Here is a 25234-nt window from a genome sequence, read left to right as displayed (position 1 = left end):
TCGTTCTCGCCGCTTATTGTCTTATCCATTTACCTTGCTCTCTTGTGTAGGGTGGGGGGCCTATGCAGGGTTAGATGTTAAAAAGGTTTCAAAATAGCAAGGCATACCACTGCGAAGATAATTAATACCGGCGCTTCATTTAAAATGCGATAAAAGCGTGGCGTGTGAGTATTTTCATCGCTAGCAAATTGCTTCATCAATTTAAACAAATAGAAGTGATAACCATAAATGGCAAGTAAAAGAAGAATTTTTACATGCAGCCAACCTGACGCTTTAAACCATGCGCCGCCGTAACTTACGATAAGCGCAATGCCAAAGGCTAGTGTAAGCAGTGCAAAGGGAGTGACAAAATACCAAAGGCGTCGCTCCATGACTTTAAATTCGTCTTTCACTACCTGTGACGTCGTCGTGGCGTGATAAACGAAAAGGCGAGGCAGATAAAAAAGGCCAGCCATCCACGCCAACATAAAAAAGATGTGAAGCGCCTTAAACCATAAAATGTGCATACTAGTAATTTGCCTTCTGTAAAAAGCTTTGGAGAATATTCCAGGTAATAACGCCAATGATATCGTTATAGTCTTGGTCGTAAATATAAACTGCGCCAGAACGCGATTTTTTAAGATGTTCGTACACTTCATGCAGTGTCGACTGTGCGCTGAGGCCTTCCATTTGATAATAGCTAAGCGCTGTAGCGTCGTGTTCCAAGCTCACATTGTATTGCACTAGCTTGTACTGAACATCAATTTCAAATTTTGACTGCTGAACCACTATTTTGGTTGGCTCTTTTTCCAAGTGATTAGTCAGCGCTTTCTCTGGCGCATCGTTAAACAGTTTATAGTCTGTATTCATGGCTGCCAGTACACCGGTTTTCTCTAATGCTTCTCTAATTGAAGAGATGGCGTAAGGCAAGTTTTGATAGTCGAGCTGGAGAATGAAAATAGACCGATTTTTAAAAAATTGGGTTGAGGTAACGTATGCCGGCACAATCACAAGCATTGCTGGAAGTATAATTTGAGGGCTATAAGACAGCTCCATTACGGCAGAAAGTGCAGCTAACGGTGCATGCAATACAGCGGTTAGCATGCCTGCTATCCCTAAAAGAGCAAAACTATTGGTAAATTCGGGCACATCGATAAAGTATGACAGCGGCAATAGCAGCACTGCGCCAGCGAGCATGCCAATGACCATCACTGGGCCAATAATACCGCCTGGGATCCCAAGCCCAATGGCAAAAACCGCAAGAATGACTTTAAACACCAGCACCGACACTAACAAGAGTGTGCCGGGGTCACTGTCAAACAGGTGCTCTACATCAATAAAGTTTGCGCCCAACGCCTCTGGAAGTAGTGCGCCTACGGTCCCGGTGATACAAGCGGCAAGAATTAAACGCCACACCATAGACACCGGTCTGAACCACGTCATCACCCGCATTAGCTGTCGGTTGAACAAGGTCGCTAACATGCCAAGTAGTATACCTAATACCACTAGGTACAAGTACATCCACTGACTAAACGCGGTGAATGAGAGAAAGGAAAGTTCATTGACCTCACCAAACACGCTACGCGCAAGTACCGAGCCGCAGGCCGCCGCAAGCATAATAGGTACAAAGATGTGAATCTTGTACTCTCTTAATACCACTTCCATGACGAAAATAACGGCGGCAAAAGGGGTGTTAAATGATGCGGAAATACCCGCTGCGATACCACAGCCGGCAAGTATCCTCACGCTGTTGTAGGGCAAGCGCAGCCACTGTCCTAATAGGCCGCTGCTAGACGCTCCCATGTGAACGGAAGGACCTTCTCTGCCAACTACAAAGCCGCCGGCCAGCGCGAGCATACCACCAAAAAATTGGTTTATTGTGGTGCGAAAGGGAATGTTGCCGTAAAAATATTTTACTCGGTGAATAACGAATGGAATACCAAGCCGGTAATGCTTAAAACCGGTTAAAAAGGCAATGAAAAGAATAATCGCTACACTGATAAGCGGCATGAGTAGTAACACTAGCCAATCGTGAACCAGCCAGGATTTTAGCGTAGCCACGCCACTTTCGCGTATCCATTCAACGCACAGGCGAAACAGAATAATGATTAGCGCAGCAAGGGTTCCGCCAACAATGCCCAAGAGGCATAATTGAACCGATGTGCGTGGGTGAGCCACTTCCTGTCGTAAAGCCTGAAAGCGCATGATGTGGTACAGTAAAGTAATTGTGTTATAAAGCTTACCACAACCACTTAAATTTCATAATGTTAAGAATACAGTCTTAGCAGTAATCAGCATTGAACAAGATTTACATACAGCCAACCATGACAACAGACCAACTCAAAACTCTTCTTGGCAACCACAAATTCGCTTTGTTAGTCGCGTTTCTAATGCTGATAATGCTTGGCTTCGGCTTTCAGTTAGCGCGTTATATAGACAAAGGCGATGGGTTAATTGTGAAAGCGCAAAAAGAAACTATCGCCATCCTGTCCACTGACAATAATAAGCTGACCACGCGTGTGAATCAGTTAGATGTAGAAATGGAACTCACGCAACTTGAAAATGAGTCTTTGACAAAAACACTTGTCGAGATTAAGCAGCAGCTTGAAGAGCAGCAGCAGCTACTGACTTTTTACGAGAGGGTAGTTGCGCCAGAGAAGTCCGACAGCATATTCGTTGCCGACGATATCGAACTATTTTCACTTGGCGATAATAACTATCAATTGCGCATGGTATTGCTGCAGCCTACTCAGCAGAAATCTGTCATTAACGGCTCGCTTAAGCTGAGCATAAAAGGGGAACTGAGGGGAAAAGCCGTGGCGTATAAATCAAACGATGATAACTTTATTGGCAATGACATTACGTTTCGCTTCCGCTACTTCCAAGCAGTCAGCGTAGACTTCTCGCTCCCAAAAGCCTTTGAGCCCGAATCCCTTTCGCTCTCCACCACCGTGTATCGGTATAAAACGAACAAAGGTAATTATGAGCGGGTGCTGCTTTGGAACGACATCGAAACAGATGTTCGCAAGAATGGTCTTTCACAAAGCCCAGTTAGCACGCTTTAATAAAGCCAGCCGCGTGGGGCGAACTGGCTTTTAGGTTTTCCAGCGCTAGGTTATCGCTTTTACTGTGCTGGGTTAATACATTTACTACGCTACGCTTACACCTTTACTGCGCTACGCTTACACCTCTACTACGCTACGCTTACACCTCTACTACGCTACGCTTACACCTCTACTACGCTACGCTTACACCTCTACTACGCTACGCTTACACCTCTACTATGCTACGCTTGAACCGTCACAGTACCTTTCATAATGCCAATATGGCCTGGGAAAGAGCAGAAGAACATGTATTCTTCGTTAGCATCTAGCCCCTTTACTGAGAAAGTTGCTGTTGCTTCTTCGCCACCACCAATGACATCTGTAGCGCCAATCACCCTTGCATCATTTGGCTTCAAGTAATTATTCGCTAGGCCAGCACTCATGCCGTCAGTAGCGACTGCTTGGCCGTCTGCTTTCGTCGTCATTACCCAGTTGTGCCCCATGGCTTGCTTAGGCAACTGTCCCGTGTGCTTTAACGTGACGGTAAAGTCGTCACAGGCTGCAGGAATGACCACATTAGCTGTGTTGAATTTCATTGCATCATTACTTTCAACAGTTATGGCGCATTCGTCGGCAGCCGCCGCGTTAGTTGCTGTCAATAATGCTGCAATAGCCAATGGAAACGATAGTGCTGTACTGAACAATAATTTTCTCATCACATTTTCCTTTTTTACTACATAAGGCGGCAAACGCCAGCCTATTAATTTTATTACCTTTTTTACGCTGTGACTTAATGAGAGATCACCTTATTGATAATAGTTATCATTAATTTCTTGTTGGCTTTGTTATAGAGTTGTTTCAAAGATAAAGTGATCAAAACCGTCAAATAACATTACAAACTTGTAAGGTTAAAAGTGGGGGCAAATATACCTAGATGTAATGCGTTTTTTTAACGCACAGATTTAGCCTTTCTTATTTAACCCTACTTGTTTAACCCCAATTATTTAACGAGATGTTTGAATTGCAAAAAGGATAAATGCTATGACTAAGACACGAGTGGAAAAAGATAGTATGGGCGAATTAAACGTACCCCATGATGCTTTGTATGGCGCGCAAACACAGCGTGCTATTAATAATTTTCCAGTTAGCGGTCAGCGGTTACCCGAACCTTTTATCCGCGCACTCATCACCGTAAAAAAAGCAGCCGCGCTAGCCAATATGAAGCTTGAAGCCCTCGGCGAATCAAGAGGGAAGGCAATTGTAAGTGCCTGTGATGAGCTACTTAATAGCGATGATGTCATGGCGCATTTCCCGGTTGATGTTTTTCAAACGGGTTCGGGAACCAGTTCAAACATGAACGCCAACGAAGTGATAGCCACTGTGGCGAATCGCTATTTGAAAGAGACTATTAGCTCAAACGAGGCTATTCACCCTAACGAGACTATTCACCCAAATGATCATGTCAATTATGGTCAAAGTTCGAATGATGTTATACCCACCACTATTCATGTCAGTGCGGCATTAGCGTTATCAAAGGGTCTCATTCCCGCTGTTGAAACCCTGATCGCGCAAATAGAAGAAAAAGCGGAGTCGGTATCCCAGTACTGCAAAACAGGTCGTACACACTTAATGGATGCCATGCCAATAAGAATGGATCAAAGTTTGTTGTCATGGTCGGCGCAACTTAAACAGCAGGTAAGTACACTGTCCTCGCATCAGCTTGCAATTCAATCTCTTGCCCAAGGCGGCACCGCCGTAGGTACAGGTATCAACGCCCACCCAGATTTCGCTGCTACATTTGCAGATACCATCAGCGAGTTAACAGAGCTAAAATTTGCCCCGGCAGAAAATTTCTTTGCTGTTATTGGCTCTCAAGATACCGCGGTTAGTTTGTCAGGCGCGGTAAAATCTCTTGCCGTCACCATGATGAAAATTTCCAATGATTTACGCTGGATGAATTCAGGGCCCCTTGCCGGTTTAGGTGAAATAGCGCTAGAAGCATTACAACCAGGCTCTTCAATTATGCCGGGAAAAGTCAACCCGGTTATACCAGAAGCCGTTGCCATGGCCAGTGCGCAGGTTATTGGTAACGATGGGGCAATAACCGTTGGCGGTCAGTCTGGCAATTTCGAGCTCAATGTTATGCTGCCGATGATAGCGAGTAACTTACTTTCCTCTATCACCTTAATGACGAACAGCGTCTCGCTTATTGGCGAAAAGGCAATTAAAACATTTTCTGTTAACAAAGAGGCTTTAGAAGAAGTGCTTTACCGAAACCCGGTGTTAGTGACCGCGTTAAACCCTGTGATTGGTTATGCCAAAGCGGCCGAAATAGCCAAGGTGGCCTACAAAGAAAATAAGCCTATTTTAGAGGTGGCAGAAGCGATGACGGATATACCGAAAGACGAGCTGACTGCATTGCTCGACCCTAAAAAGCTAACGTCAAACCGTGAGTAAAATAGTTGATATGTGGGGCTATCGGTTTACTCGCAGTCTAGTAAATTACGGCCTTTATAATCGTTTTTGCAAAGGCTTCTATCACTATTTTCTATAAGGCTTTGCTTATCGATTATATTTATTGAAGCCTGCCTTTCGATACAATTGCTCAGCCTTTCGTTTTTATTTGCATTTATTGCCTATTAAGTAGACGTTTATGGGAATGATGTTCGCTTTATAGTTGCTGTAAAGGGGATTTTTGATACAGTTAACAAACAAGTGTGACGCAGCGTTTTACGGCCTTTACAGCCAGCGTCCTATAAGTCTTTCGGGAAAATTAAATGACAGCAACGTGCTTTCGCATGAAGGGTACTACGCTTACCAGCATAGTACTGGAAGTAATCGACTTTGATCCAGATGCATTTACATCGCAATTAGAGAGTAAAGTCGCCAGTGCACCTCAGTTTTTTACGCGTTCCTCGCTGATAATACACCTAATGAAGCCACTCTCTGCAACGGAGTTTGAACTACTTATTGCACTTTGCCGACGCTTGCAGTTGCAGCCAATGGCAGTGAAAGGTGAGGTGGGAGCGCTAAAAGCCGTCATCAACGACCTTGGGCTTGCTGATGTTAGTCAAAGTAAGTTTAGTGACAGCGAAGTAAACGCGCCTAAAGGCGAATCCGCAAAGAAAGAGACTGCAGACAGCGAAAAGCAGAATTCACATTCAAAAGTTAATTACCAAGCGCCGGAGCCCGAGCCAACGCCTGTTGCCGCTGCCCTAAAACCGGCAAAAGTCATTATGCGCCCAGTGCGCTCAGGTCAGCAAGTTTATGCCGAAGGCAGCGATTTGGTAGTGACAGCGTCAGTCAGTGAGGGGGCAGAGCTATTGGCCGATGGTAACATTCACGTTTACGGTACGCTGCGAGGCAGGGCGCTTGCGGGTGTAAAAGGAAATAGTAGCGCACGGGTTTTTTGCCAGTCTCTTGATGCAGAACTCGTTTCAATTGCAGGGCAGTTTATTATGCACGACACCGTGAAAGGTGAGTGTTGGAAAAAACCTGCTCAAATATATTTAGAAGAAGATACATTACGCATAGAGGCGTTGGTTTAACGGTTTGTGCGCGTACAAAGGAAAACAGTAAATGGCTAAGATTATAGTAGTAACATCGGGCAAAGGTGGTGTGGGTAAAACCACGTCAAGTGCAGCAATTAGCACAGGTTTGGCATTGGCAGGTCACAAAACCGTGGTTATCGACTTCGATGTAGGCTTGAGAAACCTCGACCTTATCATGGGGTGTGAGCGTCGCGTTGTATATGACTTCGTTAACGTTATCAATAAAGAGGCGTCGCTTAAACAGGCTCTTATTAAAGATAAGCGCACCAGCAATCTATTTATACTGCCTGCCTCGCAAACCAGAGACAAGGACGCGCTTACTATTGAAGGCGTGCAAGCGGTATTGGACGAACTGAAAGAAAGCTTCGATTTTATCATCTGTGACTCACCAGCAGGTATTGAGCAAGGTGCACAGATGGCGCTCTATTTTGCCGATGAAGCAATTGTAGTGACAAACCCTGAGGTGTCGTCAGTACGAGACTCAGACCGTATTCTTGGTATTTTACAAAGCAAATCGATGCGCGCAGAACAAGGCAAAGCAGTAAAAGAACATTTACTGCTTACCCGCTATAACCCGGCTCGTGTAGCAACGGCAGAAATGCTTAGCGTTGCAGATGTAGAGGAAATCTTAGCTATTCCGCTACTTGGTGTAATACCAGAGTCAGAGTCTGTGCTTAAAGCATCTAACCAAGGCCAGCCTGTTATTCTTGATGAAGAGGCCAATGCAGGGCAAGCCTATACCGACGCCGTAAAACGCCTGCTTGGCGAAACCGTTGAACACCGTTTCCTTGATGCTGAGAAAAAAGGATTCTTCAAGCGTCTACTAGGAGGTAAGTAATGGGCATTTTCGATTTACTAAAAAAGAAGCAAAAGCCAAGCACAGCGGCGGTGGCAAAAGAGCGATTGCAGATTATTGTTGCTCATGAGCGCAGAAAACGCACTGAACCAGACTACTTGCCGATGATGCAGCAAGAGATTATCCAAGTTATTCGCAAATACGTGGCAATAGCGGACGACCAAGTGTCTGTTCAGCTAGATAACAACGATGACTGCAGTGTGTTAGAGCTAAACGTCACCTTGCCAGAATAGTCATAAGAGACTCTGCCTCTTTACAAAGAGCCTCTTTATACAGAGGCTCTTTTTACAAGCTCACTGCTCGTTGCAGACCCCATACTAATTGATAGGGCCTCTTTTGAGGCCCTTTGCTTTCCTAAACGTTATTACCTTTTTCACTCTAACGGTCCACGCGTTGTGTTTCACAGTAAGCCGACGAACCGTATCCTTTTACGTTAGCCTAGACCCATCAAGCGATCCAAAGATGGTAGGGGTAAAACTCAATGTGGTGTAATCAGAGTTACTGATAGGTGATTATACTAAAGTTTAATGCTAAAAAGTGGCTCTAAGTGTGGGTTTTTATTTAGAGCTGAGCTACTTTTTATATAGGAATGCGAAACAAAGGAATTACAGAGGCGATGTCATTGAGAAGTATAATTAATTTCGACGGGAAAGTAGAAGGAAGCGCTTTCACTACATCACAGGAAAAGTGGACGGTATTAAGCGTTGAAGATGATATTAATTATCAGAAATCTATCGAGCTTAGCTTAGATGGGTTAGAAGTTGATGGAAAAGGCATCGAGGTACTAAGGGCTAACTCTGCGGTTGAAGCGGCTGCGGTGTTATCTACCGTCGGCGATATAAGTGTTATTCTGTTGGACGTGGTAATGGAAAGTGACGACGCAGGCCTGCGCGTTGTCGACACTATTCGAAATGTTATTGGCGACGATAATGTCAGAATAGTTTTAGTGACAGGGCAGCCGGGTGTAAATGCCCCACGTCAGTCTCTTATGAAGCAATATGATATTGATGATTACTGGACGAAGACCGACCTCACCGAAGAAAAGCTGCGCTCAGTAGTAATTAGTAACATACGCACGTGGCATTCGCTGTCAGAGCTAAATAAAGCCAAACGCGGCCTGCAGATGATTGTTGACGCATCACGCGTCATTACCTCAAAACTCGATGTTGAAGAATTTTCAAAGACGGTGTTACAGGAGATTGGTAAAATTGCAGGCGTGCCAAATAACGGCGGGTTAGCCTGTGTAATATCATCTGATGACCACCCTATAGAAAGTACCGAAATAGTGGCGGCAACTGGGTCTTATTTCTTCGACGGTCTAGCAACACTCAATGACGTTCTGTCTCACAATAAGCACCCCATTCCATCAAGTAAAGCCATCGAGTTAATAAAAATAGCGCAAAACGAGAAGCGGCATGCTTTTAGTCAAGGCCTTTCAGTGCTTTATTTCTCAACAAAGGATTTGGATAGACGAAGCTACTTAATGCTGGTGGAGTCGACGAATCCGCTAGATGAACAGCATATCGCCCTGTTAAGGGTATTTTGTGAAAATGTGAAAACTGGTTTTACGAATTTGGCGCTGTTAAACAAGCTATCAAGGCTCGCTTATTACGACTCAGAGCTCAATATACCGAATAGAAATTGGCTTATCAGAGAATTAAAACAAGCCAACGATTTCATGCTTGCAAATATGGATATGGTTATTATCAATATTTCCAACTTTCCGGAAGCAACGGTGATGTTGGGTTATGGCCATACAGAGCTGATGATAAGAGCGCTGTATCAGAGTATTAAGGCAAACTACAAACATGCGAAAGCAATTTGTAGAATTGAGCACAACCAGCTTGCAGTGTTATTTTCAAGGCTTAACACTCCATCCGTTGATGAATTGGAAGCGTTCACAGAACAGTCTGTTGTTGTGGATGAAATTAGCCACACAATCATATCAACAGTGTGTATTGCCGACCTACAAAGCCTAATGCGTTATGAGGCCTCGGATATGATCACTATCGTCGAAATGGCGCTGGTTGATGGCAGAGAATGCGGAAAGTCAGTAGTGCAGTTTTCCCCGAGTTTTACCGATACTGTGGCCGAGCGACATATTATGTTGCAAGATTTATATCACGCATTACGTACGGAAGACGCTTTTCAAATTGCATTGCAGCCTAAGGTGAATATGCAGTCGGGGGATATTGTAGGCGCCGAGGCCTTGCTAAGATGGACAAAACCAGATGGCACTGTGGTGCCGCCTGGGCTTTTCATTCCCATTGCGGAAGCATCGGGTGTGATGAATAAAATAGACTCAATTGTGATGAAAAAAACAGTAGAGGCTATAAAGCGGCTTTGTAACAAAGGTATCAATATACCCATCTCATTTAACGTAACTTGTAGCGACATTACTACAACGAATTTTATTGAGAACCTCGTTAGCTTGTTAAGCAGTTCTGGAATAGACCCTTCCTTACTTGAAGTCGAAATTACAGAAAGTCAGGCTATGGAAGACTATGAAGAAGTGAATCCCGTACTCAAACAGCTATTGTCCATGGGAATAAAGGTGAGCGTGGATGATTTTGGTACAGGCTATTCCTCTTTAGCGCATATTGCTGATTTAGCAGTGTCTACACTTAAGGTGGACAGAAGCTTTGTCACAAAGCTATCAGATGAAAAGTGTGCTGAGGCAGGCCTTGCCGTTTGTGAAATGGTGTTTCGTTTAGCTAAGCGATTTAACTTTAACATTATTGCAGAAGGCGTAGAAACTGAAGAGCAAAAAGATAAGCTGATTGAGGGCGGTTATGAGTTTGCCCAAGGCTACTTGTTTGCCAAACCTATGGCCATTGAAGATTTCGAAGCATTGTGTAAAAAGACCGCATAGACGTGCAGCTCAAAACACTTGCTCTTATTCTAAAGCAACCTAGCGCAATGGTAGCGATTGCGCTGAGTGTTTTTGCTTCAATGTCTATTGGGGGGGCGATATTTCTTTACATGCAAGACAGAGAGTATGTTGAGATTAATGCCGCTCACAATGTGTTGCTTAGCCAAGCTAATCAAGTTTTTAATGCTCGTGTGGGAGATATAGAAAACAGCACTAGACTTTTAAACTCCCATTTCGAATACGCTCTTTCAAGAGAAGCTCCTCATGAAACAGAAACCCCTCATGAAACAGAAGCTCCTCTTGAAACAGAAGCCCCTCATGAAACAGAAGCTCCTCATGAAAAAGAAGGTGCTTTGCACGGTGCAAATAGTGTAGCCGCAGCAAACGCGCTTGCTACAATAGGGCTTTCTCTTCCCTCAATTTCCCAAATTAGGTGGATTGATAGGACGGGCGATGAGACGTTGAGAATAAACTTTAAAGAGGGTGTCGCAAGCATCGTTCCTAGCAATCAACTGCAAAATAAAGGCGCCCGATATTTTGTAAAAGATGCCTTTAACTCACTCCCTAACGATGTGTCTTTATCCGATATCGACCTGAACGTGGAGCGTGGGCAAATTGAAGTGCCTTACGTTCCTACTGTTAGAAGCATTATTAATTTTAAAGATCATCCCAACGGTGAAGGTTTATTTGTAGTTAATTTTCAGCTAGCAGATATGTTAAAAGAGCTTAGAGCGCTAAGCTCAACTCAGCACCACCTTTTAATTTCAAAAGATAGTGGTAGTTGGTTGCTTCATACCGATAAATCTATGGAGTGGGGAGTTGAGCTAGAAACTGGGAGCCTTGCAATGGATAGCGCTCCGGTGCTTTGGGGCGCCCTTGATAACGAGCTCTCCGTTTCCCTTGTGAAAGGGAGTAATGATGATATATATAGCGCCCGAAGAATAACTCATGGCACGAAAGATAAGTTTTCAGACGAGTCTTTGATATTTTTTGCTCGTACAAACCGCGATTTCTATGAGCAAGCCTTTTATAACTCCCTTGCTCTCGCTATTTTTCTATCTGTGCTATCAGCCAGTGTGTCTATTTTCTTTTTGCTAAGAGATAAGTTCCGGGAAATGCAGCTCGGATTACTGGCTCATCGGTTAGAAGAAGAGAAGCTGGCACTTTCAAAAGCGCTGGAAGAGCAAACGATACTGCAAGACGAACTGCTAGAGTCTGAAAAAATGGCATCGCTAGGGATGTTGGTGTCTGGCATGGCTCACGAATTGAACACGCCAATAGGCGGAGCGCTCATGATGGTAAGCAGTATTCAACGACGAGTTGATGAGCTGGAAAGTTTAATTCCAGATAAGCTGACGTTAGAAAAGCTACACGGCCTAATAAAGCATAATAAAGAAGCCTGTGAATTAGCCCTGTCTAATTTAAATCGCAGTGCCGATTTGATTAAACGCTTTAAGCGGGTATCGGTAGACAGAGGAAGTGAAGACATTGTGCAGTTTTCACTGGAAAAATTAATTACTGACCTCAGCCTTTCTATAAAGCCCTTATTGAAAGGAAAGAAAGTAGAGGTTTTGCTCGATGCTGACTCTGACATAATGCTGACAAGCTACTCCGGCGTGCTCTCACAGGTACTCCAAAACCTTGTCGTAAATAGCATCGAGCACGCATTTCAAAATCAACAAAACAATACCATTGTGTTAGCGTTTCATCGCGAAGGTGATAACGTCATTATTATACACAAAGACAATGGTGTAGGTATTTCTGAAGACATAAGGCCTAATATGTTCGACCCATTTGTTACCTCCGCTAGGGCATCGGGAAATACTGGCCTTGGCTTACACTTAATATATCAATGGGTAACAGGCATGTTGCAGGGAAAAATAGACGTGGATTCACGAGAAGGGGAAACCACGTTTACTATTACAATGCCAATTGTACTTGAGGTGAACGACGAAAAAGCATGATTAAACTCACGTTATTTGCCGTAAATACTGATGTATTAGATACTAAGGCATAGTAAAATGCATGAAAAGTAATTAACGTTAGGGGTAAATATGTCAGTCGAAACGGCGTTGCCAATAGAGTTTTCTGATGCGGCGGCACACAAAGTGAAAGCGCTGGTTACCGAAGAAGAGAACACAGAGCTTAAGTTGCGTGTTTACGTTACTGGTGGCGGTTGCTCAGGTTTTCAGTATGGTTTCACTTTCGATGAGAAAGTCAATGAAGGCGATATGACCATTGAGAAAGACAGCGTAACATTGGTTGTTGACCCAATGAGCTTACAGTATTTAGTAGGCGGTGTTGTCGATTATGTTGATGGCTTGGAAGGCTCTCGATTTTTAGTTCAAAACCCCAATGCGACCACCACTTGCGGTTGCGGTGCTAGCTTCAGCGTATAAGGTCGCCCATCTTAAACCCAATAACGGGCAGATATAGTTTCTTTCATTTTATATCTGCCTATTTTATTTCCTCATCACTTTTCATTTTTTCCCTTTTTCTCGCTCTAGCGCTTCTTATCTCAGACTTAGCTTCACTGTAAAGCCGCTGGCACCTCTAATAGCCCTTCGTAAAGTCGAGTTTATAGCGTAGCGGTTGATGGTTGAGGTAGCGCTCGGCATTGTCTAAAAAAACCTGTGCCACATCTTCAGGTTGAGACTCTGCCGCGGTGTGCGCAGTTACCGTTATTTTTGGGTGATGCCAAAATGGGTGAGTAGCTGGCAATGGTTCATGGTCAAAAACATCTAAAACAGCGTGAGCCAGCCGGCTTTCGTCTAACGCATTAATTAATGCGTCATCGTCTATAGCGCTTCCTCGCCCTGCGTTTATCAAAATAGAATGGGGCTTTAAATGATCAAAGAAGCCTTTAGAGAGAAGCTGCTGGGTGTGCGAGGTGTCAGGCATAAGATTAACAACGTGATCGACATTCTCGGCAAATTGGGTAATTTGCGAAGGCATATATATGGCGTCTGCACCTTTCACTGGCTTAGCGCTTCTCGACACGCCAATCACTTTCATTCCAAAACTATGCGCTACAGGAATAAGCGCACGACCAATATTACCTAAACCAATAATACCCAGTGTTAACCCGTTAAGTGGAAAGCGCGTCTCGGCGCGCCACACCGGTGGCTCAGCGTTTTGATTCGCGGCAAATGCGGGTATGTTTCGCGCAAACTCTAGTAAGTAGGCAAACACATACTCACGCATTAATTCTCCAAATACGCCTTTTAGCCCCGTTAATTCATAGTCAGTTTTTTCAAGGTTGAGAAGCGGAGCATTGCCAGCCCAGGTAGATTGGCACCATTTCAAATGCTGGCAGCGCGGAATAACCCTTGCCGCTAGATTGGGATCTGCAAGCAGCACTTCGGTGTGAACGCAGTCGATAACTTCGGTGTTCTCAGTGGCGATGCTTATATCAATGTTCTGAAAAGTATCGGGTAATAGTGCCGCTTTTGCACGAATAGCGTCGGCAATTTGCTCTGCCTCGTTGCTTAAAATGACGACTTTTAATGGTTTTTGAGCGCTTTCATTCATTCAGATTTTACTCTTAAGTAAACTTTTCTTTCCTAGTGCATGTTCATCTATCGCACGCCTGTTTGTTCTCAAATTGTAAATATAGTTTTAAGTTTTAGTTAACGGTTTGCTTTTTAGCTTAGCCAACAGCCCTAATCCAATTTCACTATTTTAATGGAACTATCATGCAGTCGGATAATACTCACAATCATTCTATCTCGGTTGAACACGCTAAAGTACTTTCACCTAAACGCAATACCACTGAGGCCAATACCACAGAGGATTTAGTTAGCGAACAGCTAAGTCATTTTGGCATCGATGCGTCTAGCGATTACGGCAAGGCTCTAGCCCAAACTGCTCATCACCTTTACGGCGCACAATCAAGTGTAATGGAGCTGTGGAATATTACTACCAACACACTACAAACTTTGGATAAAGAAGACAGGGTGGCCTATTTTAATGCTAAGAAGTTTTTGTCTTTTCAAATTGCCAAGGTGCTAGATACATTACAAAACCCGTTTCGCGCGACTTATCAAAGTTTGTCTAGCGGAAATGGCTCTCAAGGTCATTACCCAATGTTTGATAACGTTACCGCGCTATTTTCAGCGACACCGGTGGTGGTGAGAACTGCAACTTACGTTTATGCCTGCACAGAGTGGGTAGACGATGCATTTCAAGGCAAAGAGTTTACTCACCAAATATATTCTCGCTTACTCAACCCAACCAATATTTCCCTGGCGAATGCCATTGTGGACATGGAGGCTGGGCCCTATGCATCACAATATCTTGCTTGGAATTTCAATTCTGGAATGGCAGCAATCGATGCCATGTTGTCGAATGTATTAAGTCATGGCGACGTGCTAATTGTTTCTAGAAATGTGTATGGGGGCGTTTATCAGCTTCTTCACGATTTCTTCGCCAGAGAAAATAGGATGGATATTCAAATTGCTTGGTTCGACGGGTATGACAAAGAGAGCTTTGCAGATTTTATGGCACACACCAAGCACCAGCACGCTGAGCGCTTAAATAATGGCGCTTCAATGCATGTTTATATAGAGTCTCCGTGTAACCCCCATGGCTATGTTCTGGATGTGCCAGGCATCAGTGAGCTTGCTCATGCTGAAGGTGCGCTGGTCATGCTTGATTCAACCCTCGCTACGCCAGTATTGCATCAGCCACTGCAGCATAAAAACAAAGCCGCACGGCCAGATTATGTTGTTCACAGCTATACCAAGGATTTGTGTGGCAGTGGCGCAACAACTGCGGGTGTGGTGATAGGGGAAGGCCACCGCATGTTTCAGCCTAAGGGAAGCAGTGTAGATGGTGTAGATTGGTCGCAAACCATGTTCTGGGACGTCTACTACATCAAGGGCGCTTTCTTAGATTCTGAAAAAGCGTTTGATGTATTAAATGGCATGAAAACGTTAGAACAGCGAATGATGACGAAAGTTATCAATACACAAGTGTTTACGACATTTTTAAGCTCTCATCCGCTCATTAGAGTGAATTGCCATGGGCTGCCAGAGCACGAAAATGCAGGGCTTAGGGAAAAACAGCACGCTCATGGCTGGCCGTGCACACTATTTACTATCGATATGGCGCCCGCTGGATTAGCGAGAGACGTATTTACTCGCTTTTTCGATGCCTTAGAGCCTGCTTTTAGTCATCAGGTGAGTATTGGTCAGAACAACACGATTGTGCTGTGCCCTGCGTTAACCTCGCATTCTGAGTTAAGCAAAGACGAGCAGTCGAAAGCGGGAATCGAGCTTACTACTATGCGCATTGCGATGGGTACCGATAACGTAAAGCAGCTCATCGCACATTTTATACTGGCTTCTCGTCATTTCATTGATGCCAGTACACCAGGGTTTAGTCATAAATTTATGGATAATGAGGCAATTGATGCGCTGTATTTAGCGGTAAGCGAAAGAGTCTGCGCACAGTATTTTGGCAGTAAGCCGAATATGCAGTCGCTTATGGGCGAGTAAGCTTACCCTGTGTCATTTGTGGTGTGTCTTTTGCTGAATGTATTGTGTTATATGCATTTTGTAATACTAAAGATACAGAGCTGGGCTAGCGTCGCCAATACAGAGGTTACAGCATGATAGAAGTTGCGGCGCTAGTTTATTGCGGCAGTGCAGCGAGTAGAAATGGGGTAGGCGAATGCTTGGGCTAAAGGTTTAAGCATTTAAAGATGCTGGTCGATAACATCAGTATGAGAAAAGCAGAACCCTTAACGCTTACGTCAGAAGTTTAGGGGGTAAAAACAAATGACAAAGGCCATCTTATGCATCAGTTCACCATAGACGTCACATTCAACGCGTCGCTACCTTTTATTTATGCATCGTTTCATGAAGTTGAATACCTCTTACAGTGGTTTGCTCCGGGTAATTGTTCGGTTACTCAAGTGATGAACGATTTTAAAGAGGGCGGGCGATATCGCATTAAAATGATGGAGCCTAACGGAGTTGAAATGTCGCTAACCGGTGAATACGTTACCCTGTTAGCTAACGAGCAATTAGTATTTTCTTGGGCTTGGGAAGATGACTTAGAAGACTCGGTAATAACTTCAGTAAACATTCATTTTAATGAAGTTGAGGAAGGCCACGTTAATGTTGTATTGGAGCAAAGCGGCTTTGTGAATAAAGAAGAGTGCCAGCAACATGAGTACGCATGGATGTCATGCTTAGAAAAATTGGCCGTGTTGGCGAGTAAACAAAAGGCGCTAAGCTAAAGTTGCATGCCCAGGGCTACATCAAATTACACGCTAATAAAAAACGCCTAGTCGTTGGTAAACGATTAGGCGTTTTGTGTTTTTTATTAGCGCTTACTTATTCTGCGCTTATTACTTTGTAATTCGTAATTCGTAATTCGTAACTCGTACTTAGGCTGTGCCTAAGCGAATCCTATTACGTTAACGACGACATAGCGTCTTTACCGCTTGATTCGCGATAGGTTTCATAGTCGGTGTAGCCTTCTTCGTCGCCGCCATACCATTTAGATGGGTCATCAAAGGGGGTTAGCGGGTAGTTGTGCTTAAAGCGCGTCACAAGGTCTGGATTGGTTATCCACGGCCTACCAAAAGCAACCATGTCACCGTCGCCATCGCTAATGCGTTTTTCTGCTTCTTCTTTCGTGTATCCGCAGTTACCAATAATAATGCCGTCGAACAGCGCTCTAAACTCTGCAAGAGTCATTGGCTCGCCACGTTCGTGGAAACCAAAAGCTAGTCCGTCCATTACATGCAAATAGCCAATTTTAAGCTTGTTGAGCTTTTCAGCAACGTATGTGAAAGTTTCTCTGTAGTCGTCGGCACCCATGTCGTTAAACACGCCGTTAGGTGATAAACGTACGCCAACATCTTCTGCAGACCAAACGCTTAATACTGCGTCCATTACCTCAGCAAGGAAACGATAGCGGTTTTCTAAACTGCCGCCATAGTTGTCGTCACGCTGATTGCTGCGGCTGTCTAAAAATTGATTAAGCAGGTAGCCATTGGCAGCGTGAACTTCGATTCCGTCAAAACCAGCGGCTTTTGCATTTATTGCCGCTTTTTTGAAATCTTCTACCGTGCGCTGAATGTCATCAGCGTTCATAGCGCGGGGGACTTCGTAAGGCTTTTTACCTTTAGGCGTGTGAATTTCATCGCCTTCAATTTTGATAGCCGATGCTGAAACAGGTAGCTCGCCGTTGTGAAAGTCGCTGTGCGATGCGCGGCCTGTATGCCATAGCTGCAACACAATTTTTCCACCTGCTTGGTGCACGCGATCAATAACTGAACGCCAGCCTTCTACCATTTCATCGTTATAGATACCGGGAGCATTAACCCAGCCCACACCTTCTGGAGAAATTGATGTGGCTTCAGAAATAATAAGGCCTGCATCGGCACGCTGTACGTACTGATCGCCCATGATTTTATTCGGAATGCTTTCGTTGCCAGCGCGTCCGCGGGTCATTGGTGCAAGCACCATTCTGTTCTGTAATGTTTTTCCTGCCCACTCTATGGGTTGGAATAATGCTGAATCTGTCATTAAGTATCCTTTATGGTTTCTACTTTAGTCGTAGTGAATACATAAGTGGATGTAACTTGGATTGATTCAATAGGCGATATTAGTGCGAAATTATATATTAAAGATGTTTTGAGTCTTTAAAGGCACGCTTTGTAACTGAGGAAACCGGTGAAATGTTCGTATTGATGCAAAATCAGCACGCTAGGCCATTACACTAGCCCTTTTTGTAAAGGGCTCCAAGAACGGCAGCTCTGCTTGCTCCGGTAACTTGCGGCACATTGCCTGTAATATCATGAAGGTAAGCAAACGCTAGCCAAGCAAATGCGGCCCCTTCAACATGCTGAGGGTGAATACCCACATGGTCAGAAGTGAGTACGGTGTAGCCTGATGGTTGGCTAGAAGAGTTAGGGAGTGAACTAGCAGCTAAGTTAGAAGAAGGTTCAGCAGGTGTCTTGCAAGCTAAGTCGGAAGCTAACTGACTCATTAATACGCTATTGAAGGTGCCGCCGCCACAAACAATTACTTCAATATCGTTTTGTTCGAAAGCGTTTTCAGCATGGTTTGTATGCTGAGTGCTTACCACTTGCTGTATTGCATTGGTAATAGTTTTAGCCGTAAGTTGCAACAGCGTGGCTTGAATATCGACGGGGCGAAAAGCGTTGTCTTTACTGCTTTCATCAATGTGCCCCGTTCTCTCGGAGAAAAAGGATGATAAATAATTACTTAGCCAGTCGATATTGAAATACTCTCTGCCGGTACTTTTAGGGAAAGGTGAGGAGAAGTATGTGTCACTTAACATGTGATTTAACAGCGACTGATTCACGCGTCCCTGGGCTGCCCAGCTGCCGTTGCTATCGAACGCTTCGTTTAAATGTAGGCGGATCCAATTGTCCATAAGCGTATTGCCAGGCCCAGTGTCAAAGCCTAAAGGTGGACGTTGCTGATAAGCAGGTGGAACAACAGTAATATTGGCAATACCGCCAATATTAACCAGTATCCGATATTTTGAGGGGTGTGCGAATACCGCATTATGGTAGGCCGGTACAAGGGGAGCACCTTGACCTCCAAGGGCAATATCTTTTTTCCTAAAGTCGGCAACCACGTCAATGCCGGTGAGTACGGCAAGGGTATTGGCATCGCCAATTTGGCAGGTAAACGTGCGCAGATTGTCTTTGCTAAAGCTGAGAGAAAGCACGTTGCAGTCTGGGTGATGTCTTATGGTTTGTCCGTGGGAGCCGACAGCTGTGATATCACTAGCAGCTAGGTTTTCTTGCGCTAACAGAGCATGCACAGCCTCGGCAAATACTTCGGCGACTAATCGGTCGGCCACCGCTAATGTATTAAGCTCATTGGCGGTCTCTACACACAGTGCGTTAAGGGCGTTAAACAATTCATCCGGGTAGGGAAGTGAATAAGCGGCAAGTGTTTTGTAAATGCCATCGGAAATATCACAAAGGACGGCGTCCACGCCGTCCATACTCGTCCCTGACATCAATCCAATGTATTTAGCCATTAGTAAATATTCACATAACCATTTATACCGACTGGTATTATATTATTATCGCATAGCAAGCATAATGCGCTTGTTATTATCCAGTTGCTGTTGTCTAACCGACGCAATTTCCATAAACCGCGCTTTTTCTTCTTTTGCAATGGGCAGGGCTTTGGGTAATTGAACCGTTCTTGGGTTTCGGTGCACGCCATCTACCAAAAACTCATAGTGAAGGTGTGGACCCGAAGCAAGGCCCGTGCTGCCTAAATAACCCACCGTTTGTCCCTGTTTAACGGTATCGCCAACTTTTACCGCACGCTTTCTAAAGTGAAGGTATTTTGTGGTGTACTTCTCACCGTGCTTAATAAACACGTGGTGGCCGTTGTATTTGTCGTATGCTGATTTAACGACTTTGCCATCGCCTGCTGCCATAACTGGCGTTCCCACTTTTGCGACATAGTCGGTGCCTCTGTGAGCCTTCCATCGCTTTTGTACTGGATGAAAACGGGCTTTGGAAAAGTTAGAGCTAACATATCGAAAGTTAATAGGTGCACGTAAAAAGCTCTTACGCATACTTCGCCCTTCAGGCGTATAGTATCTGCCATCTTCATGCAAAATAGCACTAAACTGCTCGCCTTGGTTGGTAAACTCAGCGGCAACGATATCGCCATAGCCAACAAACTCACCGTCGATGTACTGCTCTTCAAATACCACGTTGAAGGTATCTCCAGCGCGTATTTCTAACGCAAAGTCGATATCCCAACCAAAGATCCCCGCAAGGTTCATAATTTGGTTGCTACTCATACCCGCTTCGCGAGCGGCATTCCAAAAGCTAGACGTTATTTCGCCCTGAGCAAAATTGTAGCGAATATCGACGCTACGTTTTTCAAGCTCTGCGACTAATTCGTCTGAATGAACGCTGCTGTGCCCATTTGTATCGCTTTGCGGTTTATTGCGGTGTACAAGCAACGTCTCGGTTGCCGATAAGGCGTATTTTAACTCGCCAAAGCGACCTTCACGGTCAGCTTTAAACGACAGTTCGTCGCCAGGGAGTAACGTTACTAAGGTTTTCGCTAACTCTCCCGCATTGGTAACGTTATAGACATCACGTGCAGTAAAGCCTGCGCGTTTAAAAATTTTTGCTAGTGTGTCACCACTTCTTACTTTATACGTCTGCCAAGGTGATTCTTCTTCACCAATGAAAACGTCTGAAGACGAAGTAAGTTGAAGTGCAACAGGGTAGCGTATACCCGCATCAAGAGATAACGCCTCTTGATGGCGACTCGCTTCTACCGGCTCTGATGGTAAAAGGATAAGCGCACCTAAGAACATGCTGGCTACTGCGAGGCTTGTTCTGTGCTGCTTTGGTAACTTTTTAATCAAATTGACAGCTTTAGAAGTGTCTATTTTTTTCGCCATTTCTTTTCTCATTTCTTTTCTCTTTCTACTGCTTTCTAGAGAAATACTGCTTACATAGTACTATTCATCAAATACTATGTCACATAGGTTGCTTAAAAAAGCAACTTTTCGTGCTGTTTATGAAGCAAAAGCCGCTTTTTTTATGCGTGTTCAGCATCGTGAAGTAGGCCAAGTTGTTTATTCAAAAGCTTCTTAAAAGCAAGACAAAAAGAATATAAACTCAACGTTGAAATCCTACTTGATAAAACGGCAACAGCTTATAGCTCAATTTTGACGAGTAAACCTTTTAATGGTTCCGTTGTATGCGTAAAATGCCGCACAAAATGAATTAGTGTTATCAAAGAGTGTGAATAACAAATGAATGATTGGCAAACAGCTCTCGCTGAAATTAAACGGGGCGTTGATGAGATTCTCCCTGAAGACGATTTAATAGAGAAACTTAAATCTGGCAAAACCCTAACAATCAAAGCTGGGTTTGATCCAACTGCGCCTGATCTTCACCTTGGTCACACTGTTTTGATCAACAAGCTTCGCACTTTTCAGCAGCTAGGTCATAAGGTTGTTTTTCTTATTGGTGACTTTACCGGTCTTATTGGTGACCCAACAGGTAAAAACGTCACGCGTAAGCCATTAAGCAAAGAGCAAGTTTTGGAAAATGCAAAAACCTACCAAGAACAGGTTTTTAAAATTCTAGACAAAGAAAAAACGGAAATACGTTTTAACTCTGAGTGGATGGATAACCTCGGTGCGGCGGGCATGATCAAGTTAGCGGCCAGCCAGACTGTGGCCCGCATGCTAGAGCGCGACGACTTTAAAAAGCGTTACAACGGCGGTCAGCCTATCGCAATTCACGAGTTTCTTTACCCACTGGTTCAGGGCTGGGATTCTGTTGCGCTGAAATCGGATGTGGAGCTTGGCGGAACCGACCAACGTTTTAACCTGCTTATGGGGCGTGAGCTTCAAAAAGAGCAGGGCTTAAGCCAGCAGTCTATTGTGATGGTACCGCTGCTTGAAGGCCTTGATGGCGTTCAAAAAATGTCGAAGTCGCTAAATAACTATATTGGTATTACCGATGCACCAAACGAGATGTTCGGTAAAGTGATGTCAATCTCTGATGATTTAATGTGGCGCTACTACGACTTACTTAGTTTCAGGCCGTTAGAAGAAATTGCCAGCCTTAAAACCCGTGTTGCTGATGGTGAAAACCCTCGCGACATTAAAATTCTGCTTGCGAAAGAGATAATTGCTCGCTTCCATGACGAAGCCGCAGCCGAAGGCGCCCATCAAGACTTTATTCAGCGTTTCCAAAAAAACGCAATTCCAGATGATATGCCTGAGCTAGAAATTTCCCTGCCTGCCGATGGCGTAGCTATTGGTAACTTGCTAAAAGAAGCAAAGCTTGTGGGCTCAACCTCAGATGCAATGAGAATGATAAAGCAGGGCGCGGTTAAAATTAACGGCGACAAAGTAGAAGATACACGCCTTGTGCTTGTTGAAAAGGGCGAAAATGTCTACCAAGTGGGTAAACGTAAATTTGCTCGTATCACTCTTTCTTAATTCGAAGGTTTTTACGGTAAAGCTATAAGCGCTTACGGCGAAAGATAAGCGTTTTACCGGCAACGCTGTGCAATCGTTGAGTAAACCCTGATGCGAATTATCAGAAGCCTGCCAACGCTATTTAAGTAAATAGCGTTGGCAGGCTTTTTTATGTGCTCAGATACCGCTTTCATTTTTTCTATCACTACCAATACCAATAGTGCTATCGCTATTGATCGCTACCGCTCAAATATTTTTGCCCACTGATAAAGTCCTTGTAAGGCCAATCGGCGCAGTTGAGGTAATGGGTATGCGGGCAACGGCGTATCATAAAGAGGAAGGGATAGATTTATGCTGTTATTACCCAGCATTCGCTGCGCTAACCTCATTCCCGCAAATGCAGAAAAGGACACACCAGAACCGCAATACCCCATGGCATAGCCAATACGCCCCTCGTCGGTAGTAAAAATTCTTGGCATGCTATCCATCGATACGCTTACCCAGCCACTCCAAAAGTAGTCTACGGCAATGTGACATAATGGCGGGAAAGAGGCGGCCATTGCGTTAAATAAACGCTGCTTTTCTTTTTCATTATCCGCATTTTTTCCCGTTACAGCGCCCCGTCCTCCGAACAAAAGCCTGCCGTCAGGAAGTACGCGATAATAGTATTTCATGGTACGAGTATCCATAAAGCTGGCTGCATGATTAAGGCCAGTCTCTTGCTGCATCTCTTTGCTCAATGGGGCGGTAACCAAAATGCTGGATTGGACAGGGAAGTGCTTTGTATCAATGCTTGAATGAAATTGCTTAGGCGTATAGGCATTAGTCGCCAGCAGTATGTGTTTTGCGCGAATAGGGCCTTTTTCAGTAACTACATTAAAATAAGATTTCTTATCTTCAATATGAAGTGCTGGCGTTTGATATAGCAGTTGCGCTCCTTTTGTTAGAGCTACACGGGCATATTCATCTACCAGCTTCAGTGGGTTTACACAGGCACCGGGTGTTTGTACTCCACCATGCACGCTACGTATAGAAAAGCGAGATGCAACGTCGTCTTGACTAAGCAGTTCTGCATTGCCGTTAAATTGACTATTCATTGCAGTGGCCGATGCATGTAAAAGTGCGGCCTGTTTTTGGGTGTGTGCTAGTTTGTAGTAAGGGCCTTTAACTAAGTCCACCTGCATGTTGTAACGCTCAATACGCTCAAATAACAAAGCAACGGCGCTTTCAAACTCTTGCCGCATTCCAGTAGCGGTTTCAGGCCCCCATTTATCCTGTATTGCAGATAAGGACAAGCGTCCGCTACCTGATAAGACAAACCCAGCGTTTCGGCCCGAACAGCCAAATCCCAATGCGTGAGCATCTATTACCGTTACGCTTTTACCTGCCTCAGATAAGCTTATCGCCGCAGACAGACCGGTGTAACCTCCTCCAATAACCAGGTAGTCGGTTTGTTGTTCTGTGAATGGGTAGGCAGAGGAGGACGGTAGTGTTTGGCATTGATAATGAGCATGCCAATAGCTGTTGGGCTGAGGGTGTGATGGCGATACTGAAGTAGAAACGAGGGGGTCGTAGATCATAGTTGGATTTGCGACTTATTTTAAGAAAACGAAAGCATCATTTCGGCACCTTCACAGTAACAGTGCTCGTCGCAAACAGGACAATCGTAACCTTCGTAGATTGACGCGTACTGCCATTTATTAGGATGTTTTTTGATAAGTACACCGCCATTTTTCGAGAAATATTTAAACGCACTATTTCCCGGACTGGCTAGCCATATATGAGCGAGTCCTGCAAGGGCGCCCTGTATTGATGCGCTTTCAATCGACTTGGCCAACAGTTTGCTGCCAATTCCCAAGCCTTGTTTGTCAGGAACAACCGTATTGCATTTAAAATAACAGACTTTGTCTTTGTCGACGGTCCAAAGGTTTGTTGAACACCATTTATCCGGCGTCCATTGCGTATGCGCAAACGTAAGCCTGAATCCCACGACGACGTCATTGTGCAATGCTAGCCAGCTAGCATTAACGTTATTATGAAAGCTACGCGTATAATAATCAGACATAAGCTCGGGAGTTAAGTAGTTATCGCCATGAACGTGATTTCCCAGTGCAATTACGCCCTCAAAATACTGCGGGGCTAGCTGTACATAGTGTATGTCTTGGCGAGTTGTTCCTTCGCGTGCGGCGTCTTTGGGGGCAGTGTTGTGCATCAGTCACCCTTCATACCGTCTAAATGAACGTCAAGTGCTTCAACAGAAATCAAGATTTCTCGAACAGACATCCAAAGTGAATAAAGTAATGACACCAAGCTTGCTGCAAATATCCAATTACCGACTTTTTGATACGTCAGGTAAATAGCAAGCATAGAAACTACGCATAAAAAGAAGCTGCCTACGCCAGCTATTTGCATACGCTTTATCAGTGAAATGCGCTGTCGCAGGTTTGTGATTTGCGCAACCGTATTGTCGTTACGTTCTTCTTTCGCAAAGTTCCTAATGATAGTCGCAAGGGTGAGAAATCTATTCGTATACGCCAGTAACAGTAACGAAATAGCAGGAAACAGCATAGCGGGGGTAGCAATATCTATTTGCATTTGGTTTTCTTGAGGTTGCGTGTGTGAAAACGTGTAGTGCAAAAAAGTGTACCACACAGTTGTACAGCTTCGCACGGCTCACGTTGTGGTTTAACTGTTAACTAGATAGGGGGTAGCTAGGACGTTTGGAAACCATCTCTAGGCAGTAGCTAGGCAATAGCTAGGAATAGCTAGGTTCTAGCTTGAACACAGCTCAGATACAGTTAGGTAATAACGGCCTGGTTGAAAATAAGGGCGTTTAGGCTTAGGGAAGTCAGTTTAAAGAAATTTAGTCTAAAGGGTTTAGGTTTATAGGAAGCCAGTTAAAAGGGAGCCAGTTAAATGAGAGTCAGTTAAAAGAGAATCAGTGAAAGAGGAACTAGTGAGAAAA

21 protein-coding genes are annotated in these 25234 nt (G+C 44.4%); 11 read left to right on the top strand and 10 right to left on the bottom strand.

Translation table 11 applies throughout. From position 1 onward, the window contains the following. Positions 1–77: 77 nt before the first annotated feature. Together AC27HD_RS09810 and AC27HD_RS09805 are read right to left on the bottom strand one after the other, a co-directional pair. Positions 78–506, bottom strand: coding sequence for a CopD family protein (locus tag AC27HD_RS09810; RefSeq protein ID WP_487105398.1), 429 nt, complete (start codon positions 504–506; stop codon positions 78–80). A gap of 1 nt (position 507) precedes the next feature. Then, entirely contained in the window at positions 508–2184 is a 1677-nt protein-coding gene (locus tag AC27HD_RS09805; protein WP_032097351.1) for a chloride channel protein, read from the bottom strand. A gap of 119 nt (positions 2185–2303) precedes the next feature. Here AC27HD_RS09805 and AC27HD_RS09800 point away from each other — a divergent pair, with 119 nt between their 5' ends. After that, positions 2304–3044 carry a DUF6776 family protein gene (locus AC27HD_RS09800; protein WP_487105395.1) on the top strand — a complete coding sequence of 247 codons (741 nt, stop codon included), beginning with the start codon at positions 2304–2306 and terminating at the stop codon, positions 3042–3044. Positions 3045–3265: 221 nt separating this feature from the next. Here the strand turns inward: AC27HD_RS09800 and azu are convergent, their stop codons facing one another. Continuing rightward, positions 3266–3742 carry an azurin gene (gene azu, locus AC27HD_RS09795; protein ID WP_487105393.1) on the bottom strand — a complete coding sequence of 159 codons (477 nt, stop codon included), beginning with the start codon at positions 3740–3742 and terminating at the stop codon, positions 3266–3268. 322 nt (positions 3743–4064) lie between these two features. Between azu and AC27HD_RS09790 the strand changes: the two genes are divergently transcribed. The 7 genes from AC27HD_RS09790 (at position 4065) to erpA (ending at position 12701) form a co-directional block, all read left to right on the top strand. Next, on the top strand, positions 4065–5480 hold the full coding sequence (locus tag AC27HD_RS09790) for a class II fumarate hydratase (protein ID WP_487105391.1): 1416 nt from the start codon (positions 4065–4067) through the stop codon (positions 5478–5480). A 320-nt stretch (positions 5481–5800) separates the two neighbouring features. After that, a complete protein-coding gene (minC, locus tag AC27HD_RS09785; RefSeq protein WP_487105389.1) occupies positions 5801–6571 on the top strand; it encodes a septum site-determining protein MinC in 771 nt (256 codons plus the stop codon). A gap of 31 nt (positions 6572–6602) precedes the next feature. Beyond that, positions 6603–7412 carry a septum site-determining protein MinD gene (gene minD / locus AC27HD_RS09780; protein WP_032097355.1) on the top strand — a complete coding sequence of 270 codons (810 nt, stop codon included), beginning with the start codon at positions 6603–6605 and terminating at the stop codon, positions 7410–7412. Beyond that, positions 7412–7663, top strand: coding sequence for a cell division topological specificity factor MinE (gene minE / locus AC27HD_RS09775; protein ID WP_032097356.1), 252 nt, complete (start codon positions 7412–7414; stop codon positions 7661–7663). Before minD ends, minE begins: the two co-directional genes overlap by 1 nt. Before the next feature lie 383 nt (positions 7664–8046). After that, a complete protein-coding gene (locus AC27HD_RS09770; protein WP_487105387.1) occupies positions 8047–10302 on the top strand; it encodes an EAL domain-containing response regulator in 2256 nt (751 codons plus the stop codon). Positions 10303–10304: 2 nt separating this feature from the next. Further along, positions 10305–12266 (top strand): sensor histidine kinase, encoded by a 1962-nt coding sequence (locus tag AC27HD_RS09765; protein WP_487105385.1) that lies wholly within the window; start codon positions 10305–10307, stop codon positions 12264–12266. Positions 12267–12356: 90 nt separating this feature from the next. After that, the gene (gene erpA, locus AC27HD_RS09760; protein WP_032097358.1) at positions 12357–12701 is read left to right on the top strand and encodes an iron-sulfur cluster insertion protein ErpA; all 345 of its coding nucleotides are present in this window, start codon (positions 12357–12359) and stop codon (positions 12699–12701) included. Positions 12702–12855: 154 nt separating this feature from the next. Here the strand turns inward: erpA and AC27HD_RS09755 are convergent, their stop codons facing one another. After that, a complete protein-coding gene (locus AC27HD_RS09755; protein WP_487105384.1) occupies positions 12856–13833 on the bottom strand; it encodes a D-2-hydroxyacid dehydrogenase in 978 nt (325 codons plus the stop codon). 164 nt (positions 13834–13997) lie between these two features. Between AC27HD_RS09755 and AC27HD_RS09750 the strand changes: the two genes are divergently transcribed. Both AC27HD_RS09750 and AC27HD_RS09745 read left to right on the top strand, forming a co-directional pair. Continuing rightward, positions 13998–15800: a trans-sulfuration enzyme family protein gene (locus AC27HD_RS09750; RefSeq protein WP_487105383.1), complete on the top strand. Its 1803-nt coding sequence runs from the start codon at positions 13998–14000 to the stop codon at positions 15798–15800. Between the two features lie 299 nt (positions 15801–16099). After that, positions 16100–16546, top strand: coding sequence for an SRPBCC family protein (locus AC27HD_RS09745; RefSeq protein ID WP_487105381.1), 447 nt, complete (start codon positions 16100–16102; stop codon positions 16544–16546). 175 nt (positions 16547–16721) lie between these two features. On the opposite strand, the gene AC27HD_RS09740 is transcribed toward AC27HD_RS09745, so the two are convergent. From AC27HD_RS09740 to AC27HD_RS09730, 3 genes are all read right to left on the bottom strand, one after another. After that, positions 16722–17843, bottom strand: coding sequence for an alkene reductase (locus tag AC27HD_RS09740; protein ID WP_487105379.1), 1122 nt, complete (start codon positions 17841–17843; stop codon positions 16722–16724). Positions 17844–18036: 193 nt separating this feature from the next. Further along, on the bottom strand, positions 18037–19335 hold the full coding sequence (locus AC27HD_RS09735; RefSeq protein ID WP_487105377.1) for an anhydro-N-acetylmuramic acid kinase: 1299 nt from the start codon (positions 19333–19335) through the stop codon (positions 18037–18039). 45 nt (positions 19336–19380) lie between these two features. Beyond that, entirely contained in the window at positions 19381–20733 is a 1353-nt protein-coding gene (locus AC27HD_RS09730; RefSeq protein WP_487105568.1) for an OapA family protein, read from the bottom strand. Between the two features lie 357 nt (positions 20734–21090). Here AC27HD_RS09730 and tyrS point away from each other — a divergent pair, with 357 nt between their 5' ends. After that, positions 21091–22290: a tyrosine--tRNA ligase gene (gene tyrS / locus AC27HD_RS09725; protein WP_487105375.1), complete on the top strand. Its 1200-nt coding sequence runs from the start codon at positions 21091–21093 to the stop codon at positions 22288–22290. Between the two features lie 218 nt (positions 22291–22508). On the opposite strand, the gene AC27HD_RS09720 is transcribed toward tyrS, so the two are convergent. Genes AC27HD_RS09720 through AC27HD_RS09710 form a run of 3 tightly spaced genes read right to left on the bottom strand, consistent with a single transcriptional unit; the run spans position 22509 to position 24864 of the window. After that, positions 22509–23849 carry an NAD(P)/FAD-dependent oxidoreductase gene (locus AC27HD_RS09720; protein ID WP_487105373.1) on the bottom strand — a complete coding sequence of 447 codons (1341 nt, stop codon included), beginning with the start codon at positions 23847–23849 and terminating at the stop codon, positions 22509–22511. Between the two features lie 20 nt (positions 23850–23869). Then, positions 23870–24481 carry a GNAT family N-acetyltransferase gene (locus tag AC27HD_RS09715; RefSeq protein ID WP_052010329.1) on the bottom strand — a complete coding sequence of 204 codons (612 nt, stop codon included), beginning with the start codon at positions 24479–24481 and terminating at the stop codon, positions 23870–23872. Next, a complete protein-coding gene (locus tag AC27HD_RS09710; protein ID WP_032097366.1) occupies positions 24481–24864 on the bottom strand; it encodes a DUF2721 domain-containing protein in 384 nt (127 codons plus the stop codon). The genes AC27HD_RS09715 and AC27HD_RS09710 overlap by 1 nt, the downstream gene beginning before the upstream one ends. Positions 24865–25234 lie beyond the last annotated feature (370 nt).

Source organism: Alteromonas sp. 4NS20-0143, assembly GCF_057542855.1.
Note: the sequence above shows the minus strand (reverse complement) of the source record. Positions and strands in the feature narration are given on the sequence as shown.